Here is a 17,208-nt window from a genome sequence, read left to right on the forward strand (position 1 = left end):
ACTCGGGCCTCGCCTCGTGGCTCTCCTCGCCTGCGGCTCGGCGGCAGCCCCACGGCGCGAACCACCATTGCTGGGGGAGGCCTCGGAGGGGGCCGTCGAGGCCCCCACCGATTATATATATGTGGGTGTGCGTCTCGCGGGGGTGCGGCTCTTGCTCCCGTCGCAGTCGGCGCTCGAGGATCTCCCGGGCCAGGCTCCGGCCGCCCAGGCCGAAGGCCAGGGCGAGCGCGAAGATGAGCCCGCCGAACGTGATCCCGAACGCGACCAGCACCATCTCCTTCCCGATGCCGAGCTGGGTCAGCGTGGTGGCAACCGTGAAGAGCAGCACACCCCAGCGCGCCGCACGCGCCAGGAGCCGCGCCTCCGGAACCCCGGCATTGACCGCGGCGATGAGCACCCCCTGGCCGAGGAAGTTGGCAACGAGCCAGCCTACCACCAGGATCAGGACCCCGGCCAAGAGGCGCGGGATCAGCTGGACCAGGATGATCCCGGTGGCTCCCGGCGTCGCCGGCAACACGGTGTCGATCGCCATGCTCGCGAACACGGCAAAGGTCCCCCAGAACATGATCAGGCCGAAAACCTCCGAGGGAGCACGGCCGATCCCGGCCCGCATCAGGGCCCCTCTCAGTCCCCAGGCCTCGCTCCGGCGATCGAAGTCCACGGCGCGGGCCAGCCGCGTCAGAACCACGCGGACCCCCCACCCGACGAGCGCGCCCAGGGCCAAGAGCGTCAGCATGGCGAGCAGACCCGGAAGGAGCGCCATCAGTTTGGCCCCCATGCCCCGGATCGCGGTCCAAACAAGATCCTGCCAGAAGTCCGTCATGGCGACCGCCTCCATTCCTCCTCGAGAAGGGGTTTGGCATCCTCGAAGGTCAACGCGAGCGCCTCGATCCGTGCTTCCACCTCTTCGGGTCCTGCGTCCACGGTCTCGAGCACGAAGGACGCGGTACGGCCCAGATAGAGCGGGACCAGCGACCGGAGCAGGTGCTCCCGAGGAAAGACCCGCCGGTGGTGGGCCAGAGCAAAACGGTACAGGACCTCCGCCCAGAGCGTGTCCTCGAGGCGGAAGGCCCCCGCCGGGGCCCGGGCGGCGGCCCGCAGGGTCTCGAGCAACGGGCCAGGCATGATCTTCCCCCAAAGCTCCTCAAGGTCCTCCAGTCCCTGGGCGAAGATGGCGAGCATCCGCTCCACATTCACCTGAATCGGCTCCACCCCGACCGCATGGGGGAAGCCGAAGAGCGGCACCGCCTGCGATCCACGAACCAGCGACCATACCGGTTCATAGGTCTCGAGGAGGTCGAAGCACGAGCCCACCACCTGAGTCATCATCGCCGTCAGGTCGCCGCCCGGATCCTTTGCGTCGTGGATCTTGGCTCCCAGGTACGCCTGGCAGACCCGGAAGCCCTCCGCGACGGCCGTCGTGGTCATCCAGATGTCGATGCCGAAGCGCGCGACGTCTGTCTCCCAGACCGGCTTGTCGAGAAAGACCCGGGCCAGGTCGCACGAGAACCCGAACTCGCCCCCAATGGGCTGACGGATTCGCTTGCCGTAGAGCGCCCGCGTGAGCGGGTACACGATACTGTTGGTGATCGTCCCGTCAAACTTGTGCCGCTGATAGAGCGGGGCCACATAGTCGAAGTGGTTCTCCACGATCGGGCGGAGGAGCAGTTCGAACCACCCGGGCATAATGGACCGGAGGTCCGAATCCACCACGGCGCAGGCTCGGACGTCCAGGCTGTCGGCGATCCGAAAGATGGCGCGGAAGGCGCTCCCCTTACCGGGGATCCCGTGATAGGGCGTCACGATCTTGGCGATCGTGGTTGTCGGATGGGAGACGAGGATCGTTGCCAGATCCGCCAGCTCTGCCCGGGCCACGATCTCCTGCGTCCCGTCGGTGGAGCCGCCGTCAGAGTTGACGATGACCGCCTTCATCCCGGGGAAGTACTTGGCGAGCCCCGCCGCGGCGGCGCGGACGACGTGCCCGATGGTGCCGGCGTTGTTGTAGCTCGGGATCCCGACCAGCAGGTCGGCCCGACCGATCTCGCCGAGCTGGGACTCAACGTGCCCGGGGAGCGAAGGGGCCTCGCTCACGACCGCCCCAGGGCCGCCGACTCCCCGGTGACGATGGCCGTGACGGCCGCGGCCCAGCCCGCCGGCCCGGGAGCGGGGGCCACCGTCCACGACCGCCCCTCGAAGGCGGGCTCGATGCAGAAGGGCTCGCGGGGAATCACCACCGGGATGTCGACGCGCTGAAGCATGGAGACGTCGTGCTCCCCATCGCCGAGGCCCACCGTGACGAGACCGGGGGAGGCCGAGCGGTAGAGTCGGACCAGGAAGTCCACCGCCAGCCCCTTGCTGTGCCGGCCCGTCAGGTGATAGAAGCGCCCGCCGCGCGTCAGCACTAACCCCCGGCGCCTCACCTCGGGCTCCAGGCGCTCGACCTCCGCGGGACCGAGGTCAGCGATAAAGGGCTCGTCGTACTGGCGGGCCTTGGCCCGGCGGGCCGCCTCCACGTCGAGTCCCGTGAGAAAAGCTACCTCTTTCACGCCCATCTCGGAGAAGCCGCGGAGCCGAAGGCCGCTGGCCCACTGCAGTTCGCGGAGGCTCTCGACGAGGCGCTCGTAGGAGACGCCGAACTCCACCCGTTGGTACACCCCGGTCGTGCGGGTGAACGCATGCGAGAAGGGAAAGTACCCCTTCGGGATCAGGATGGCACCTCCATTTTCCACGACGAAGGGATCGGAGAGGCCAAGGATGTCCCGGTGAAATTCTACCTCCGCTTGCGTCTTGGACGAGCTGAGGACCACCGGGATCCGCTCCCGCTCGAGCAGGTCCAGCGCAGGCCGCGCCTCTTCGAAGTCGTACGTCTTCCGGTCCAGGAGGCAACCGTCCAGATCGCTGAAGATCACCAGCGCGCGGTCAGGCATCAGACAACACCCCCACCGGTCAGCACGTTTACCCGTTGTCCTTCTCGGCGGCTGCGAGCAGCCGCTCGAAGATGTCCGGCATCGCGGCGAGGACCCGGTTCCAATTCGGGATCAACGGCAGACCGACGGGATCGGCCAGATACTCATCGGAGGCCAGGCGCACCGCGCGGGCGAAGGCTTCCACGGCCTGACCCTCCTCGTGCTGGTCGAAGGCCAGGCTGTTGATGGACGCGTCGTCCTGGTAGCGGACCATGACGTCGCGGGCCGTGCGCAGGTACGTGACGGGCAGGCTCTTCAGCAGCCCGTCCGAGATCGGAAGTCCTTCCTCGGCGAGCGTACGGAGGACGGATTTGGTGATGTCCACCGCCATCCGCATGAGCCCTTTCTTGGGGTCTTCCGCCGAGAGCGCCTGGTGCTTGTGCTCGTAGGCGTCGGAGAGGTCGGACTGGCAGACTCGCCCGGGGGCCACATTCCGGTAGACCTCTGCGAGGACGCCGACCTCCAGCCCCCAGTCCCCCGGAATCCGGTTGGCCCGGGCGAGGTCGGCGATCATGGCGAACTCGCCGGCAAGCGGATAACGGAAGGAGTCCATGAAGGTGAGGAAGGGTTGATGCCCCACCATCCGCTGGAGGGCCCGGAGGAGCGGCGTGACCAGGAGCCGGGTCGCTCGACCGTGGAGCCGATCGGTCACGCGGCTGTAGTAGCCTTTGCAGAACTCGAAGCCGAGCTTCGGGTTGGCGACTGGGTACACGAGCCGGGCCAGGAGATCCCGCCCGTAGGAGGCGATATCGGAGTCGTGGAGCGCGATGACATCGCACTCGGCCTTCCCCAGGACGTAGCCGTAGGCGAGCCAGGCGGAGCGTCCCTTGCCGTCGGGGCCCACGGTGAGCCCCTTCTCTTCCATCTCCCGGAGGAGCCCCTGCACCCGCGAGCCGTCGATCCAGATCAGGGTCGATTTCTGGGGGAGCGTGGCGAAGAACTCCCTGGCCTGGGCGAACTGCTCCTCGTTGGCCCGGGCCAGGGCGACGACCACCTCCTTGAGGTAGCGGACCTGCCTGATCTCCTCGGCGATGCGCGGCATGGCCGGGGTCTCCAGCTCCGAGTAGAGGCACGGGAGCACCAGCGCGACGGGCCGGATCCCGGCCACCTTCTCCAGCTCCGCCTCCAGGGTTTCCAGGTTCGGAGGGCCGAGCTTGTGCAGGGTGGTGATGACACCTGATTGATGGAAATCGCTCATGGGGCTACCTCCTCCCTCTGACCTCCGCGGCCAGGGCCGAGAGCAGTCGATGGACGTCCGGCACATCCGGGAGCCGGTACTTCGCCGCTGACAGGCTTGGGCCGGGTCCCACCCGCACCGTGGTGGCCTTGCCCGAGAGCACGTCGAAGGCGACCTCGTCGGTCCGGTCATCGCCCATGTAGAGGATCGCCACGTCCGATGGCACGGTGGGACAGATACGGTCGCGGATCCAGAGGCCGCACTCCCCTTTGTTCCAGCCGACGCGCGGCAGGATCTCGATCACTTTCTTCCCCCGGAAGAGCCTGAGCTTGCTCCGCCGCGGGTGAATCACGCGCTCGAACAGGATCTCCAGCCTCGCCAGCGCCGCCGGCGCCACGTTCCGGTAGTGAACGGCGACGGCCAGCCCCTTGGCTTCCACGCGGACACCCGGGATCGAGGCCGCCCGGATCCGGAGCGCCTCGGCGATGGCGGCGAGCATCCAGCGCAGAGCCTCGGCCCCGGGGTGCCGGAAGGCAAGCCCCGGCCCTTCGATCTCGAGGCCGTGGCAGCCCGCGTAGATGATCTCCGGCACGCCGACCCGGGCGCGGATGTCATCGAGGGCCCGGCCCGAGAGGATGCCGACGCGAACCACGGGAGAGCCCGCGAGCAGGCGAAGGTCATCACGCACCTCGCGGGCGAGCCCGGCCGCCGCCGGATCCGCCACCAGGGGGGTAAGCGTCCCGTCGTAGTCGCTCAACAACAGCAGGGTCGCCCCTGCGGCCAGCGGGTCGGTCAGCTCGGCGAAGATGCGCGCGAGATCCTTCACGGTCGCCCATCCTTCCCGTCCACTCTCAGATCTGTCCACGCCGGGCCCGGCCGCTCCCGCTCATGACGCGATCCCCGAGTGGCCGCCGGGCTGGCAGCGTGACGGCTCCACGCCGCGCGGGGAAGAACGGGCGTGCCCCGCCTCGATGACGCCCCGGACCGCCCGCAGGAGATCGGCGACGCGGAACGGCTTCTCCAGGTAGCCGGCGGCACCCCGGCGGAATGCCTCCTCAGCCACGCGGGAGCCGCCGAAGGCCGTGATGAGGATCACGGGCGTACCGGGAAAACGGTGCCGAACGAATGAGAGAAAGTCCAGCCCGCTCATCCCGGGCATCTCCTTGTCCAGGATCACGGCGTCGATTCGCTCCGACTCCACGGCCGCAATGGCGCGTTCCCCGCTCGCCTCGGGGATCACGCGGTGGCCCTCGCGCTCCAAGAAGTCTTTCAGGACCGCCCGCATCTCCGGGTCATCCTCCACGATCAGCAGGGTCGCCGGCGCCTTCTCCCCCTTCGGGTCTTCCACGCGCATCCCCCGTGTCCGCTCCGGTGAAGGCATCCTGCAACCTCGATACCAGTTGGAGCTCGATAAGCCGAGCGAAAATCCCAAGCGCCGCAGGAGCTTCCGCTGCGGCAGATGGGACGCGCGCGGTGTTCCGTCAGCCGCGGGCGACAGGATGTCGTTGGCGCGACAGGATGACGTGTCCGCGTCGGCGGGGTGAACTCAAGCGGAAGTAGAACGGGCTCCGTGGTCCACCCGTGGGACGATCGGCAGGCGCGAGACGTGATCGTCAAGAACGGAGATCAGTTCTCGCGGGTCGCGGGCCTCGGACAATGGGCGGGGGACACCCACACCTCCGGCGTGTACCCGGGCCCCCTCCGTCGGGGGGCTGGCTCATGGGCGGTTCTCCGGCTGCCGCTCCAGCAGTGCGACGGGAAAGCTGGCGAGGACGGCGGCGAGGGCCAAGGCCGCGCGCCCGGCGCGTTCCGCGACCTCCACGACCTCGCCGGTGAACAGGTTCCGGTACCGGTGCCCCGGCGCGTCCTCGGGAAGCGCCACCCAGCTCTCGCCCCAGACCTCTTTGCCCACCGGCGGCCCCTCCAGCTTGAGCCGCGCCAGGAAGCGCGGCGCCACGGCCACCACCCTCTCCGACGCGCTCCCGCGGGCGAAGGCGCAGACGTGCTCGCGCGAGGGGCCCGCGGCCTCCAGTGGCAGGTAGGCGCCCTCCAGAAAGAGCCGGACCCGTTCCCGCCGGTAGGTCAGGACCCGGTGGATCAGGTAGAGCTTGATCCGGCCGTCCTCCTTCGTCTTCGTCAGGTCGCGCGCCAGGGACGCGAGGTTGGGCCCAGCCGCCGCGACCTCGCGGGTGAGCTCCGCCAGTAACTGTCGGCGCCGCGCGTAGTCCACGGCCCGCCGGTTGTCGGGATCCACCAGACTCAGATCCCAGATCTCAGTCCCCTGGTAGAGGTCGGGAACGCCCGGGGCGACCAGCTTGAGGAGGGTCTGGGAGAGCGAGCTGTACATCCCCCAGCTCGCGATCTTCTGCTGGAACGGGAGGAAATCGTCGAGAAAGCGGTTTCGCCGCGAGCGATCCAGAATCGCCGCCACGAAGCGGCGCACGGCCGCGTCGTACTCCGCGTGGGGGTTGACCCAGCTGACGTGCACCTTGGCCTCGCGAAGGGCTTTCAACATGTACCGCTGGATTCGCTCGGTGAACTCGGCGTACTCCGCCGCCGAGATCGGCTCGACCGGCCAGGCGCCGAGGAGCGTCTGGTAGAGCAAGTACTCCTCGTTTGGGTCGGGCGCGGGCTGGCCATCCACGAGGTTCTTCTTCGCCCTGTTGCGCCGGTGCCATCGGTGGACGCGGAGGCGCCACTCGCGAGGAATCTCGGACAGGACGTTGATGCGGGCGCGGACATCCTCGCTGCGCTTGGTGTCGTGGGTGGACGTGGCCGAGAGAGACCCGGGCCATCGGGCCTGGCGCTCGCCGTTCCGCTCGTGAAATTCTCCGACCGGGATGCCGAAGCGATCGGGGCTTCCGCCTACCTCGTTGAGCGACACCAGCCGGTTATATCGGTACAGTGCCGTGTCCTCGAGCCCTTTGGCCGTGACGGGGGCGGTGAGCTGCTGGAACTTCATCACGAACGTCAGCTGCTCGATACGGTCGGCCTCGCTCCTCGCCTCGGGGTACCTCAGGCGGAGTACGTCCCGGATGAAGTCGAAGACCGAGCCGCTCACCGTGGGGTTCCACCGCTTGGCCGCGGCGACCGCCTCATCCACGTACCGCCGGTCCCGCTCGGCGACCTCGAACCCCTCCTCGCCGATGTAGGTCCGATAGACGGGGAAACACGCAATGATCTCGCGCAACGCGTCACCCAGCGTCCTGTCGGTGAAGTCGCGCGACGCCCGGTGCTTCTCGGAAATCCGGGCGAGCCGGTGCCCGAGGATCGTGATCTCGCTCGACATGGTCGTCTCGGTGATGAGCTTCTTCGCCTCGTAAATCAGATCCCGGAAGCTTCGCTTCGCGCCGATGAACCGCGCGTAGGTCTCGTCCAACGGCCGCTCACCGGCCGTGTCCACGAAAATCCCGTTCAGCCTGTTGAGAAATTCGTAGCCGGTCGTCCCGTAGACGGGCCAGCTCCCCGGCAACCGCTCGTCGCCGGTCAGGATCTTTTCCGCGACGATGTAGAAGGACCGCGCGAGGGGCGAGGCGGCATCCTCGGCCAGGCGCCGGTCGAGTTCTGCCCGCACGCCCTCCTCCCAGCCGTTCCCGCTGTCCGCGGGGCCCCGGAGGCGGCGCGCCGTCTCGAGGAAGCACCGGCGCTGCAGGGTGTTGAAGTACTGCGCGGGAGCGTAGAGGCCGTCCGGGTGGTCGATGCGGAGGCCGGTGACATGCCCCTCCCGGATCAGACGGAAGATGAGCCGGTGCGCCTCCTCGAAGACCGCCGGCTCCTCCATCCGGATGGCCGCCAGCTCGTTGATATCAAAGAAGCGGCGATAGTTGATCTCGTCGGCCGCCACGCGCCAGAAGGCCAGGCGGTAGGCCTGGGCGCTCAACAGATCGTCCAGCCGATCGAAGTTCTCCGGCTGCTCCGGCGTGCCGTTGAAGAGCTGGACGTTGTCCTCGATGAACGACTTCACCTCGGGCGACTCGCAGCCCAGCGTGTGCAGGCGGCGCTTGATGACCTGCTTCTCCCGGTTGCGCTCCGCCAGTCGGTCGGGGTCCGTCTCCGTCTGGGGGGGGAGATGCGAGAGCGCTGTCATGATGCTCTGGAGCTCGAGCAGGCGGGGGTGGTCTTTGCCCAGACGGGCCTCCAGCTCGCTGAGCCCAAGGCGCAGGATCTGGGTGTACGTGCGTGGCGCGATGGGCAGGACCGTGTCGTGGTAGCGGATCGCGAACGCCCCGTCCCGAAACTCGAGGACAAGCTCCTGGTTCTCCAGGGCCCGACCGTACTGGTCCCCGAGAATGGGCAGGAGGACCTTGTTCTTCAGCTCGGGCTTCAGGGGGTCCCAATCGATGTCGAAGAAGGAGGCGTAGGGAGAGGCGGGGCCGTTCTCGAGCACGTCCAGCCACCAGGCGTTGCGGTTGCCGGAGATCCCCATGTGATTGGGGACCACGTCGATGAGCTGGCCCATCCCGTGGGCGCGGAGGGTGTCGCTGAGCTCCAGATAGTCCGCTTCGGTGCCAAGCGCGGGGTTGAGCCAGCCGTGGTCGGCGACGTCGTAGCCGTGGGAGTGCTCCGAGCTGGGCAGGAGGAACGGAGAGAGATAGCAGTCGGTGAGGCCCAGCTCCGCGAGATAGGGAACCACGGCCTGGACGTCCTTGAACGCGAAGGCCCGGTCGAGCTGGATCCGGTACGTCGAGACCGGGATGCGCCTGAACGCGCCGGGGTCCCGATCGAACCGCTCGAAGATCCCGTTCACGGTCGACTCCGGACCCCCGCTCACGGCTCCTCCATGCTCCAGAGGAACTCGCGCCGGCCGCCCCGCGGGATCACCACAAGGCCGGGGGCATCCACGTGGTAGCGCTGCCGGTCCGCCGCTGGATCCAGACCGATCTCCTGCCCCGCGCCGACGATGTTGAAGCGGTCCACGATCACCCGGCGGAGATGGGCACCCTTCCCGACCGCGGTGAAGTCCATGAGGATGGAGTCCTCGACCACCGCCCCCTCGTTCACCCACACGCCCCGGCCGAGGATCGAGTTGCGTACCGTGGCGCGCTTGACCAGCGACCCCGCGCCGATCTCCGCGTTCTCGAACTCGCCCTCGACGATGCGGGCAGGTGGCCCCTGGTAGGGGCCGGTCAGGATGGGCCAGTGGCGGTTGTCGAGGTCGAAGCGCGGCTCCTCGCCCAGCAGATCCATGTGGGCGCGCCAGTATGAGTCTACCATCGTCATCCGCATTATCAAACCCGGCAAGCGCTTACAGGCGCGTTCGGACCGGTGAGGGCACGAGCAGCAATGTCAATGCCAGGGCCCGCGCCGGCCAGCGTAGAACGACTTTTTTTAAAAAGCGAGCGGCAAGTTGCGACGCGCCATTGGCGAAGTGTGGCATTCCGTGGCGCGCGGCTGGAGACATTCTGTCGCCCGCGGCGACAGCGTGACATGCCTCAGAGCGACCGGCGGCTGGCACGGCACATCCCCGGAGACGCGACGCGGCGGAGCCGTCACGGCGCTGCGGAGCCCTCGCTCAGGTAGTACGCGACCTGCCAGGGTTCCAGCGGCGCGTTCGACCCCGGGAACGTCGGGAAACCCACCAGGCATCGTCCTCGCGACCGCCATGGAACCCGGGCGGGAAGCCCGGACGGTCCCAGGTTGGCGATGAGCCTCAGCGCCGCGCCCGCGCCGAGCGACCACTCCACCGCGAGGCCGCTTCGCCCGAGGGGCGTGGCCCGACCCCGGATGAGCTCAACGTCTCTCAGGCGGGGAACGATCTCTCGCGTCGTAGATGCAGCAGGCCCCGGACCCAGTCGAGCCACTCACGGTGCGCCGCCAGCGTCGGCGCTTCCCACCGGATGGTGGAGCGCCGGACCGTGGCCTCGTCCTGGGGATCGGGGATCTCCGCACGACGCGTCGGATGGCTGAAAGCCGGGAAGCGCGCGAACTCCTGGCGCCGCCCCTCGACGACCTTTGGGGCGAGGTCGGGACCGAAGTCGCAGAAGAAGAGGAACGGCTCGACGGCGTTCCACTCCTGACCCATGAACAGGAGCGGAGGGGACGGTGCCAGGAGGAGCACGGCGGTGACGGCACGAACGGCGGCCGGGGACGCGAGAGCGCTCAGCCGTTCGCCGAAGGCGCGGTTGCCGATCGCGTCGTGGTTTTGCAGGAACGAGACAAAGGCCGTGAGCGGGAGGTCGGCGCTCGGCTCCCCACGCGCGCGACCCCGGTACGCGGAGTGCTCGCCCTGGTAGGCGAAGCCCTCAGTCAGGCACCGCCCGAGGGCGGCGATAGGATCGCGGTAGTCGCAGTAGTAGCCGTCCCGCTCCCCTGTGGTCAGGATATGGAGCGCATGGTGGATATCGTCGTTCCACTGGGCCGCGTAGAGGCGCCGGCCGGTCGGGTCCGGGCGCAGGTAGCGCGCCTCGTTGCCGTCGTTCTCGAGCACGAGGTGCACCCGTCGCGAGGCACCCGGCCCCGCGCGGACGGCCCGGGCGAGCTCGTCGAGAATGTGGACGGGCGAATCGTCGCGGATGGCGTGGGCGGCGTCGAGGCGGAGGCCGTCGAAGCGATACTCCTCGAGCCAGAAGAGCGCGTTCTCGCGGAAGAAGGCCCGCACCGTGCGGCTGCCCGGGCCGTCGAAGTTGATCGCGTCCCCCCACGGCGTCCGGTGGCGGGCGCTGAAGAACTGGGGCGCATACGCCGGCAGGTAGTTTCCCTCCGGACCGAAGTGGTTGCAGACCACGTCCAGGAACACCGCCAATCGGCGCGCGTGGCAAGCCTGCACGAACGCCTTGAGCTCCTCGGGCCGACCGTAGCGGCTGTCCGGGGCGAACGGCAAGACGCCGTCGTACCCCCAGTTCCATCGCCCCGGAAAGTCGGCCAGGGGCATCAGCTCGATCGCGGTGATCCCGAGGTCAGCCAGATAATCCAGCCGTCCGCGCGCCGCCTCGAAGGTCCCCTCCGGCGTGAAGGTGCCGACATGGAGCTCGTAGAAGACCATCTCCTCCCACGAGAGCCCCTGCCAGCCCGCGTCGGTCCACTCGAAGCGTTCTGGATCGACGACCTCGCTCGGGCCGTGGACGTCCTCGGGCTGAAAGCGCGACGCAGGGTCCGGCACGAGGAGGGTCCCGTCGACCCGGTACCGGTATCGTGTCCCGTGGCCCGCCTGCTCCGTTATGACGCGAGCCCAACCCTCGCCGTCCAGCGCCATGGGGATCGGAGCCCCGCGGGCGTCCAGACAGAGATCGACGCGCCGGGCCGCCGGCGCCCAGAGCTGAAACCGGATGCCTTCGCCCCGGCGTACCTCCGCGCCGAACGGCATGGCGTGCCCGGCCTTCACCGGCGTTCTCCCTGCCCTCTCTTGCCGTGGTCCCGGCCCCTGGGGGGGCGCAGTGTGGGCCGCGGACGGGGACTCACCCCCTCGCGCCCCGGCCTGCGTCCGCCTCCTTCATGAGGACCGGGAACGGCTTGCTCACCTCGCCCACGTAGATCGACCGGTGCGGGAACGGAATCTCGATCCCCTCCGCATCGAACGCCTTCTTCAGCCGCCGCCGGTACTCGCGCCCGACCGCCCACTGCTGGAGGGGCTGCGTTTTGAAGCGCGCCTTGATGGTGACTTCCGATTCGCCAAAGTTGTCAACGCCGAAAACCTCCATCGGTTCCAGGATCATCGGCGCGTAGGCCGGGTCCTGACGCAGCTCTTCGGCGACCCGCCGCATGACCTCGACGACCCGGTCCGTGTCCTCCTTGTACGCGACCCCGACGTCGATCACGTAGGCGGACCACCCCTTCGTCATGTTGGAAAGCGTGTTGACGGTGCCGTGAGGAAAGACATGGACGACGCCGCGCAGATCCCGCAGCACGACGGTTCGGAACGTGATAGCCTCGACGAGGCCGCCCGTCCCGTTGACGATGGCGACGTCGCCGACGCGCACCTGGTTCTCGAGCACCAGGAAGAACCCGCTGATGACGTCCCGGACGAGGTTCTGCGCGCCGAACCCGACGGCCAGGCCGGCGATCCCGGCACCGGCGAGAATCGGGGTGATGTCGAGCCCGAGCTGAGCGAGCGCGATGACTCCGACCACCGTCCAGATGACCACCAGGCCGAGCGTCCGGATCAGGCCCGTCAGGGTCGTCACCCGCTTGCGCGTCGCGCCCGGGACGGTCTCGGTCGCCTCACCCGCCTTGACCAGCAGGGCCTCCAAGCGGGTCAAGGCGACCCGGACGAAGCGCGCGCCGACGTAGCCGGCGACGACGACCACGGCGATGCGCAATCCGGACTGGGCGATGGACGCCGCGAGCGAGAGCAGGAGCGGGGTGAGCGCTTCCATCGAGAGCCAGGCCATAGATGCCTCCTTTCGCGGATGCGGGATCTCCGGCGACGTTGCCGCCGCGACCGGTTCGGGACCAGTTCGTGGGCGTCAAGCGCACCGCTCGCATTCGATCCTACACGATGGCGTCGCGCCCGGCGAGCCACGCGAGCCCCTTCGGATTCCCCGGCGCCGCCGGCGCGGAGCCCCCCGCCCCCATGATCGACGCGGAGATATAATAGGCGGCAAGGGGGGAACTGGCAGCGTGCCGTACGGCCGACTCCTCGTCCCGCGTTCGCCGGGTGATCCTCAAACTTTTCACGCTGGCCGACCCGCGTCCGACCCGGGGCCGGGCAGTCCGCACGCTTGACGAGATCGTGACGATGAGAACGTGGCCGGGTAACCCCTACCCCCTCGGCGCCACGTGGGATGGGTCCGGGGTGAACTTCGGGCTCTTCTCAGAGCACGCCACGGGGGTGGAGCTGTGCCTGTTCGACGGCCCTGGCGGAAACGAAGAGGTGGCCCGGATCACGATGACGCAACGCACGAACCAGGTCTGGCACGTCTACCTGCCGGAGATCCGCCCCGGCCGGCGCTACGGCTACCGGGTCCACGGGCCCTACGATCCTGCCACCGGCTATCGCTTCAACCCGGCGAAACTCCTGCTCGATCCGTACGCGAAAGCCATCGACCGGACGGTCCGGTGGAGCGATGCGCTCTATGGCTACGAAGTCGGGCACCCCGATGGCGACCTGAGCCGCGATGACCGGGACAGCGCCGCCAGCATCCCCAAGTCCGTGGTCATCGACCCCGCGTTCACCTGGGGAGACGACCGGCCCCCGCGGACCCACTGGAACGAGACGATCATCTACGAGGTCCATGTCAAGGGGCTCACCGCGCGCCATCCGGACGTCCCGAAGCATCTCCGGGGGACCTACGCCGGCCTCGCCTCGCCGGCCGTCATCGACTATCTCCTCTCGCTCGGGATTACGGCCGTGGAGCTGCTGCCGATCCACCAGTTCGTGGCCGACAAGCACCTGGGCGAGCGGGGCCTGACCAACTACTGGGGGTACAATTCGATCGGCTTCTTCGCGCCGGACGTGCGCTATGCCGCCGGCAACGGGCTGGGAGAGCAGGTGAACGAGTTCAAGACGATGGTCCGGGCGCTTCACGAAGCGCGAATCGAGGTGATCCTGGACGTCGTCTACAACCATACCGGCGAAGGCAACCACCTGGGACCCACTCTGTGCTTCCGCGGCCTCGACAACGCCAGCTACTACCGCCTTGCGCCGGAGGACCGGCGCTACTACGTGGACTACACGGGCTGCGGGAACACGCTCAACATGACGCATCCCCGCACGCTCCAGCTCATCATGGACAGCCTGCGCTACTGGGTGCTCGAGATGCACGTGGACGGCTTCCGCTTCGACCTGGCGGCCGCCCTGGCGCGGGAGCTGCACGACGTGGATCGGCTGGGGGCCTTCTTCGACATCATCCATCAGGACCCGGTCATCTCTCAGGTGAAGCTGATCGCCGAGCCCTGGGACCTAGGGGAGGGCGGCTATCAGGTCGGCAACTTCCCCGTCCTCTGGGCTGAATGGAACGACCAGTACCGCGACACGGTCCGCCGATTTTGGCGCGGCGACGATGGACAGGCCGCCGCGCTCGGCTACCGGTTGACGGGATCGAGCGACCTCTACGGCCGGGGCGGGCGGCGGCCGTTTGCCAGCATCAACTTCGTCACGGCCCACGACGGGTTCACGCTCCACGACCTGGCAAGCTACAACCAGAAGCACAACGAGGTCAACGGCGAGGAGAACCAGGACGGCAGCGACAGCAACCTGAGCTGGAACTGCGGCGTGGAGGGGCCCACCGACGACCCGGCGATCCGCGCGCTCCGGGAGCGGCAGAAGCGGAACTTCCTGGCGACCCTGCTCCTCTCCCAGGGGGTGCCGATGCTCTGCGGCGGGGACGAGATCGGGCGGACGCAGCAGGGAAACAACAACGCCTACTGCCAGGACAACGAGATCAGCTGGTTCGACTGGAAGCTCGACCGACCCCGCCGGGAACTCCTGGAGTTCGTCCGCTCGCTGATCGCGCTGCGGCGGCGGCACCCGGTCCTGCAGCGCCGCCAGTTCTTCTACGGGCGGCGGATCCGGGGCTCCGAGGTGAAGGATCTCTCCTGGTTCCGGCCGGACGGCAAGGAGATGACCGAGGAGGACTGGAACAACCCGCACACGCGCTGTCTCGGGCTGCGACTGTCCGGAGACGGCATCGAAGAAGTGGATGCGCGGGGGAACCCGATCGTGGACGACACGCTGCTGATTCTCCTGAACGCGCACCACGAGCCCCTCCCCTTCGTCCTTCCCGCCCACCGGCGGGGCGTGCGGTGGGAGCCCGCGCTGGACACCGGCACGGTTCGCGGCCGGCGGCGCCAGCGCTCGCTCCGGGGCGGCGAGTCCTGCAAACTGGAGGGACGCTCCGTGGCGGTGCTCAGACTGGGACGGTCGACGATCCCGGTTGCGGGGCGCGCGGCCCCGGAGCGTTGAGCCGGGAGCGGGGAACGGCGCGGGACGGCCATGCGCGGCTTTGAAAGCACGCCCCCGGACGTCCGGGCTCTGCTGCCCCAGCGGATCAGCCAGCTTGGGCTCAAGCTCGAGGGCTCGCCCGTCGAGCGCTACGTGAAGGTGCTCTACCGGGAGCTGGAGCGGAAGGGGCTCCGGCACTTCCGGCCGCCCTGCTACCTGACCGACGAGTGGGGATGCCCTTCGGGGGAGCCGATCGTCGGCATTCCGTTCTACCTCGCCGACCCCAAGCTGGCCCGACTCGAAAAGGAGATCGACGACCTGGAGGGCGAGCGCGAGATCCGCATGTACCTCCGCCATGAGGCCGGTCACGCCTTCAACTACGCGTACAAGCTCTACGAGACCGCCGAGTGGCGGGAGCTCTTCGGCCCGTTCAATCGGCCCTACCGCGAGGGGTACCGGCCCGTCCCTTTCGACCGCAGCTTCGTGCGCCACATCGAGGGGTGGTACGCGCAGAAGCACCCTGACGAAGACTTCGCCGAAACCTTCGCCGTCTGGCTGACTCCCCGCTCCCGGTGGCGGGTGCGATACCGTGGCTGGCCGGCCATGCGGAAGCTGCGCTACGTGGACCGGATGGCGCGCGCCGTGGGAGACACCGAGCCGCCGGTGCGCCTGGCCTCCGCCGACATCACGGTGGAGGAGATGGACATGACCGTGGAAGAGTTCTTCCGGACCAACCAGCCCGAACGGGCTCCCGTGGAGGTGGCGCTCGAGAACGATCTGCCCGATCTCTTCTTCCGCAGGGGACGCCGCGCGAAAGGGATCCAGCCGGCGTGGGAGATGATCCGCGAGTACCGAGGCGCCCTGATCAACAAGATCGAGTACTGGACGGGGGTCCGCCGGAGCGTCGTGCGGGCGCTGGTGGACAGCATCGAAGAGGCCGCCGAGCGGATCGGCCTCTACGTGGAGACCAAGGCGGAGCGCACGGCGCTGGTCGAACTCACGACCTACGCGACCACCCTCAGCATGAACTACCTCACCCGCGGGAGCTTCGTGCCCCGGGTGCGACAGCCCATCGGCGGGGCTCCGAAGCCCAGCCCCGCCCGACGCACCGACGATGACCAGGCTGCGGATCGCCATCGCCCGCGGGCCTGAGGACGCGCCGCCGGCGCGGGGAAAGGCGCTCCGGCGCAAGAGCGACGCCCAGGAGATCGCCGAGGTCCTGCGGCGCGCTGGCCACCGCACGCTCTCCGTGGTGGTGGATGGCCGGCCCGGGTGCCTGAAACGCCTCGCCGGCGTGGAGCCGGACCTCATTTTCAACCTCGTGGAGGCCTTCGGCGACGACGACACCAAGGAGCCCCACGTGGCCGCCTACTACGACCTCCTCGGCTTACGCTATACCGGCTCCGGCCCTCGCGGGCTCGCGCTCGCCATGGACAAGGCGCTGACCAAGAAGGTGCTCGCGTTCCACGGGGTCAGGACGCCGAAGTTCGCCACGGTCTTCCGGGGGCGGCTGGACTGGGCCCACGACATCGACTTCCCCGTCATCGTCAAGCCGCTCCGGGAGGACGGGTCGATCGGGATCGACTTCAGCGCGGTGGCCGGGAGCATCAAGGAGCTGATGGAGCGCATCGACGAGCTCCACGCCGACTTCGACCACCCGGTGCTCATCGAGCAGTACATCGACGGGCGGGAGTTCTCCGTGGGCGTGATCGGCAACGCCCGGCCGGAGGCGTTCCCGCCGGTGGAGCTCGACCTTTCCCACCTGCCGAAGGGGACGCCGCGGATCGCCGGCCTCGAGGTCAAGTGGCAGGAGGGGACTCGCGCCTATCGCGGGAGCCGGTTCCGGATCCCGGACGACCTCCCGGTTCAGGTGGTTAAAGCGATGCAGGCCGCCGCGCTCACCGCGTTCCAGGCCCTCCTCCTCCGCGACTATGCCCGCGTCGATTTCCGGCTCACCCCGGATCACAAGGTCTATCTGATCGAGGCCAACCCCAACCCGTACCTCCAATCCGGGGCCGAGTTCATCAAGGGCGCCCGTGGCTCGGGCCGGACTCACCCCGCGACGATCCTCGCGATCGTCGATCTCGCCCTGACCCGCTACCGTTCCCGGCCGTAGGACAATCGGAGGGGGACACGCACGCCTTCGGCGTGGGTACCCGGGCCCCCTCCGAGACCTCCCCCAGTTTTGGTGGTTCGAGCCGAGGGGCTGCCGACGAGCCGCAGGCGAGGAGAGCCACGAGGCGAGG

Annotated in this window: 12 protein-coding genes and 1 pseudogene; 3 read left to right on the plus strand and 10 right to left on the minus strand. The window is 68.6% G+C overall.

The features are described from left to right. From HY726_18900 to HY726_18945, 10 genes and pseudogenes are all read right to left on the minus strand, one after another. On the minus strand, positions 1 to 823 hold an 823-nt coding region (locus HY726_18900), incomplete at its 3' end, for a hypothetical protein (protein ID MBI4611062.1). Beyond that, a complete protein-coding gene (locus HY726_18905) occupies positions 820 to 2,091 on the minus strand; it encodes a glycosyltransferase (protein MBI4611063.1) in 1,272 nt (423 codons plus the stop codon). The genes HY726_18900 and HY726_18905, both read right to left, overlap by 4 nt. After that, on the minus strand, positions 2,088 to 2,927 hold the full coding sequence (locus HY726_18910; GenBank protein ID MBI4611064.1) for an HAD-IIB family hydrolase: 840 nt from the start codon (positions 2,925 to 2,927) through the stop codon (positions 2,088 to 2,090). Before HY726_18910 ends, HY726_18905 begins: the two co-directional genes overlap by 4 nt. Positions 2,928 to 2,955: 28 nt before the next feature. Continuing rightward, positions 2,956 to 4,164: a glycosyl transferase gene (locus HY726_18915; protein ID MBI4611065.1), complete on the minus strand. Its 1,209-nt coding sequence runs from the start codon at positions 4,162 to 4,164 to the stop codon at positions 2,956 to 2,958. Between the two features lie 4 nt (positions 4,165 to 4,168). Then, a complete protein-coding gene (gene otsB, locus HY726_18920) occupies positions 4,169 to 4,969 on the minus strand; it encodes a trehalose-phosphatase (GenBank protein ID MBI4611066.1) in 801 nt (266 codons plus the stop codon). Positions 4,970 to 5,029: 60 nt separating this feature from the next. After that, entirely contained in the window at positions 5,030 to 5,524 is a 495-nt protein-coding gene (locus HY726_18925; protein ID MBI4611067.1) for a response regulator, read from the minus strand. Positions 5,525 to 5,860: 336 nt separating this feature from the next. Further along, complete coding sequence (gene treY / locus HY726_18930) at positions 5,861 to 8,881, minus strand: malto-oligosyltrehalose synthase (GenBank protein MBI4611068.1); 3,021 nt, start codon at positions 8,879 to 8,881, stop codon at positions 5,861 to 5,863. A 29-nt stretch (positions 8,882 to 8,910) separates the two neighbouring features. Continuing rightward, entirely contained in the window at positions 8,911 to 9,363 is a 453-nt protein-coding gene (locus tag HY726_18935; GenBank protein ID MBI4611069.1) for a hypothetical protein, read from the minus strand. Between the two features lie 269 nt (positions 9,364 to 9,632). Beyond that, positions 9,633 to 11,446 (minus strand): annotated as a pseudogene (gene treZ / locus HY726_18940) (malto-oligosyltrehalose trehalohydrolase). A 91-nt stretch (positions 11,447 to 11,537) separates the two neighbouring features. After that, positions 11,538 to 12,470: a mechanosensitive ion channel family protein gene (locus HY726_18945; protein ID MBI4611070.1), complete on the minus strand. Its 933-nt coding sequence runs from the start codon at positions 12,468 to 12,470 to the stop codon at positions 11,538 to 11,540. Between the two features lie 347 nt (positions 12,471 to 12,817). On the opposite strand from HY726_18945, the gene glgX reads away from it, so the two are divergent. The 3 genes from glgX to HY726_18960 are packed head-to-tail and all read left to right on the plus strand — an operon-like array spanning position 12,818 to position 17,078. Continuing rightward, a complete protein-coding gene (gene glgX, locus HY726_18950; protein MBI4611071.1) occupies positions 12,818 to 14,983 on the plus strand; it encodes a glycogen debranching protein GlgX in 2,166 nt (721 codons plus the stop codon). Between the two features lie 30 nt (positions 14,984 to 15,013). Continuing rightward, the gene (locus tag HY726_18955) at positions 15,014 to 16,114 is read left to right on the plus strand and encodes a putative zinc-binding metallopeptidase (protein MBI4611072.1); all 1,101 of its coding nucleotides are present in this window, start codon (positions 15,014 to 15,016) and stop codon (positions 16,112 to 16,114) included. Then, positions 16,077 to 17,078, plus strand: a complete 1,002-nt coding sequence (locus HY726_18960) for an ATP-grasp domain-containing protein (protein MBI4611073.1) — start codon at positions 16,077 to 16,079, stop codon at positions 17,076 to 17,078. The genes HY726_18955 and HY726_18960 overlap by 38 nt, the downstream gene beginning before the upstream one ends. Positions 17,079 to 17,208: the final 130 nt, after the last annotated feature.

It is taken from the genome of Candidatus Rokuibacteriota bacterium (assembly GCA_016209385.1).
Classification (GTDB): Bacteria; Methylomirabilota; Methylomirabilia; order Rokubacteriales; family CSP1-6; genus JACQWB01.

Coding starts and splice junctions, on each gene's coding strand:
- HY726_18910 (MBI4611064.1), bottom strand. CDS start 2,927: ATGCCTGACCGCGCGCTGGTGATCTTCAGCGATCTGGACGGTTGCCTC.
- glgX (MBI4611071.1), top strand. CDS start 12,818: ATGAGAACGTGGCCGGGTAACCCCTACCCCCTCGGCGCCACGTGGGAT.
- HY726_18915 (MBI4611065.1), bottom strand. CDS start 4,164: ATGAGCGATTTCCATCAATCAGGTGTCATCACCACCCTGCACAAGCTC.
- HY726_18945 (MBI4611070.1), bottom strand. CDS start 12,470: ATGGCCTGGCTCTCGATGGAAGCGCTCACCCCGCTCCTGCTCTCGCTC.
- HY726_18925 (MBI4611067.1), bottom strand. CDS start 5,524: ATGCCTTCACCGGAGCGGACACGGGGGATGCGCGTGGAAGACCCGAAG.
- HY726_18960 (MBI4611073.1), top strand. CDS start 16,077: ATGACCAGGCTGCGGATCGCCATCGCCCGCGGGCCTGAGGACGCGCCG.
- HY726_18935 (MBI4611069.1), bottom strand. CDS start 9,363: ATGACGATGGTAGACTCATACTGGCGCGCCCACATGGATCTGCTGGGC.
- HY726_18955 (MBI4611072.1), top strand. CDS start 15,014: ATGCGCGGCTTTGAAAGCACGCCCCCGGACGTCCGGGCTCTGCTGCCC.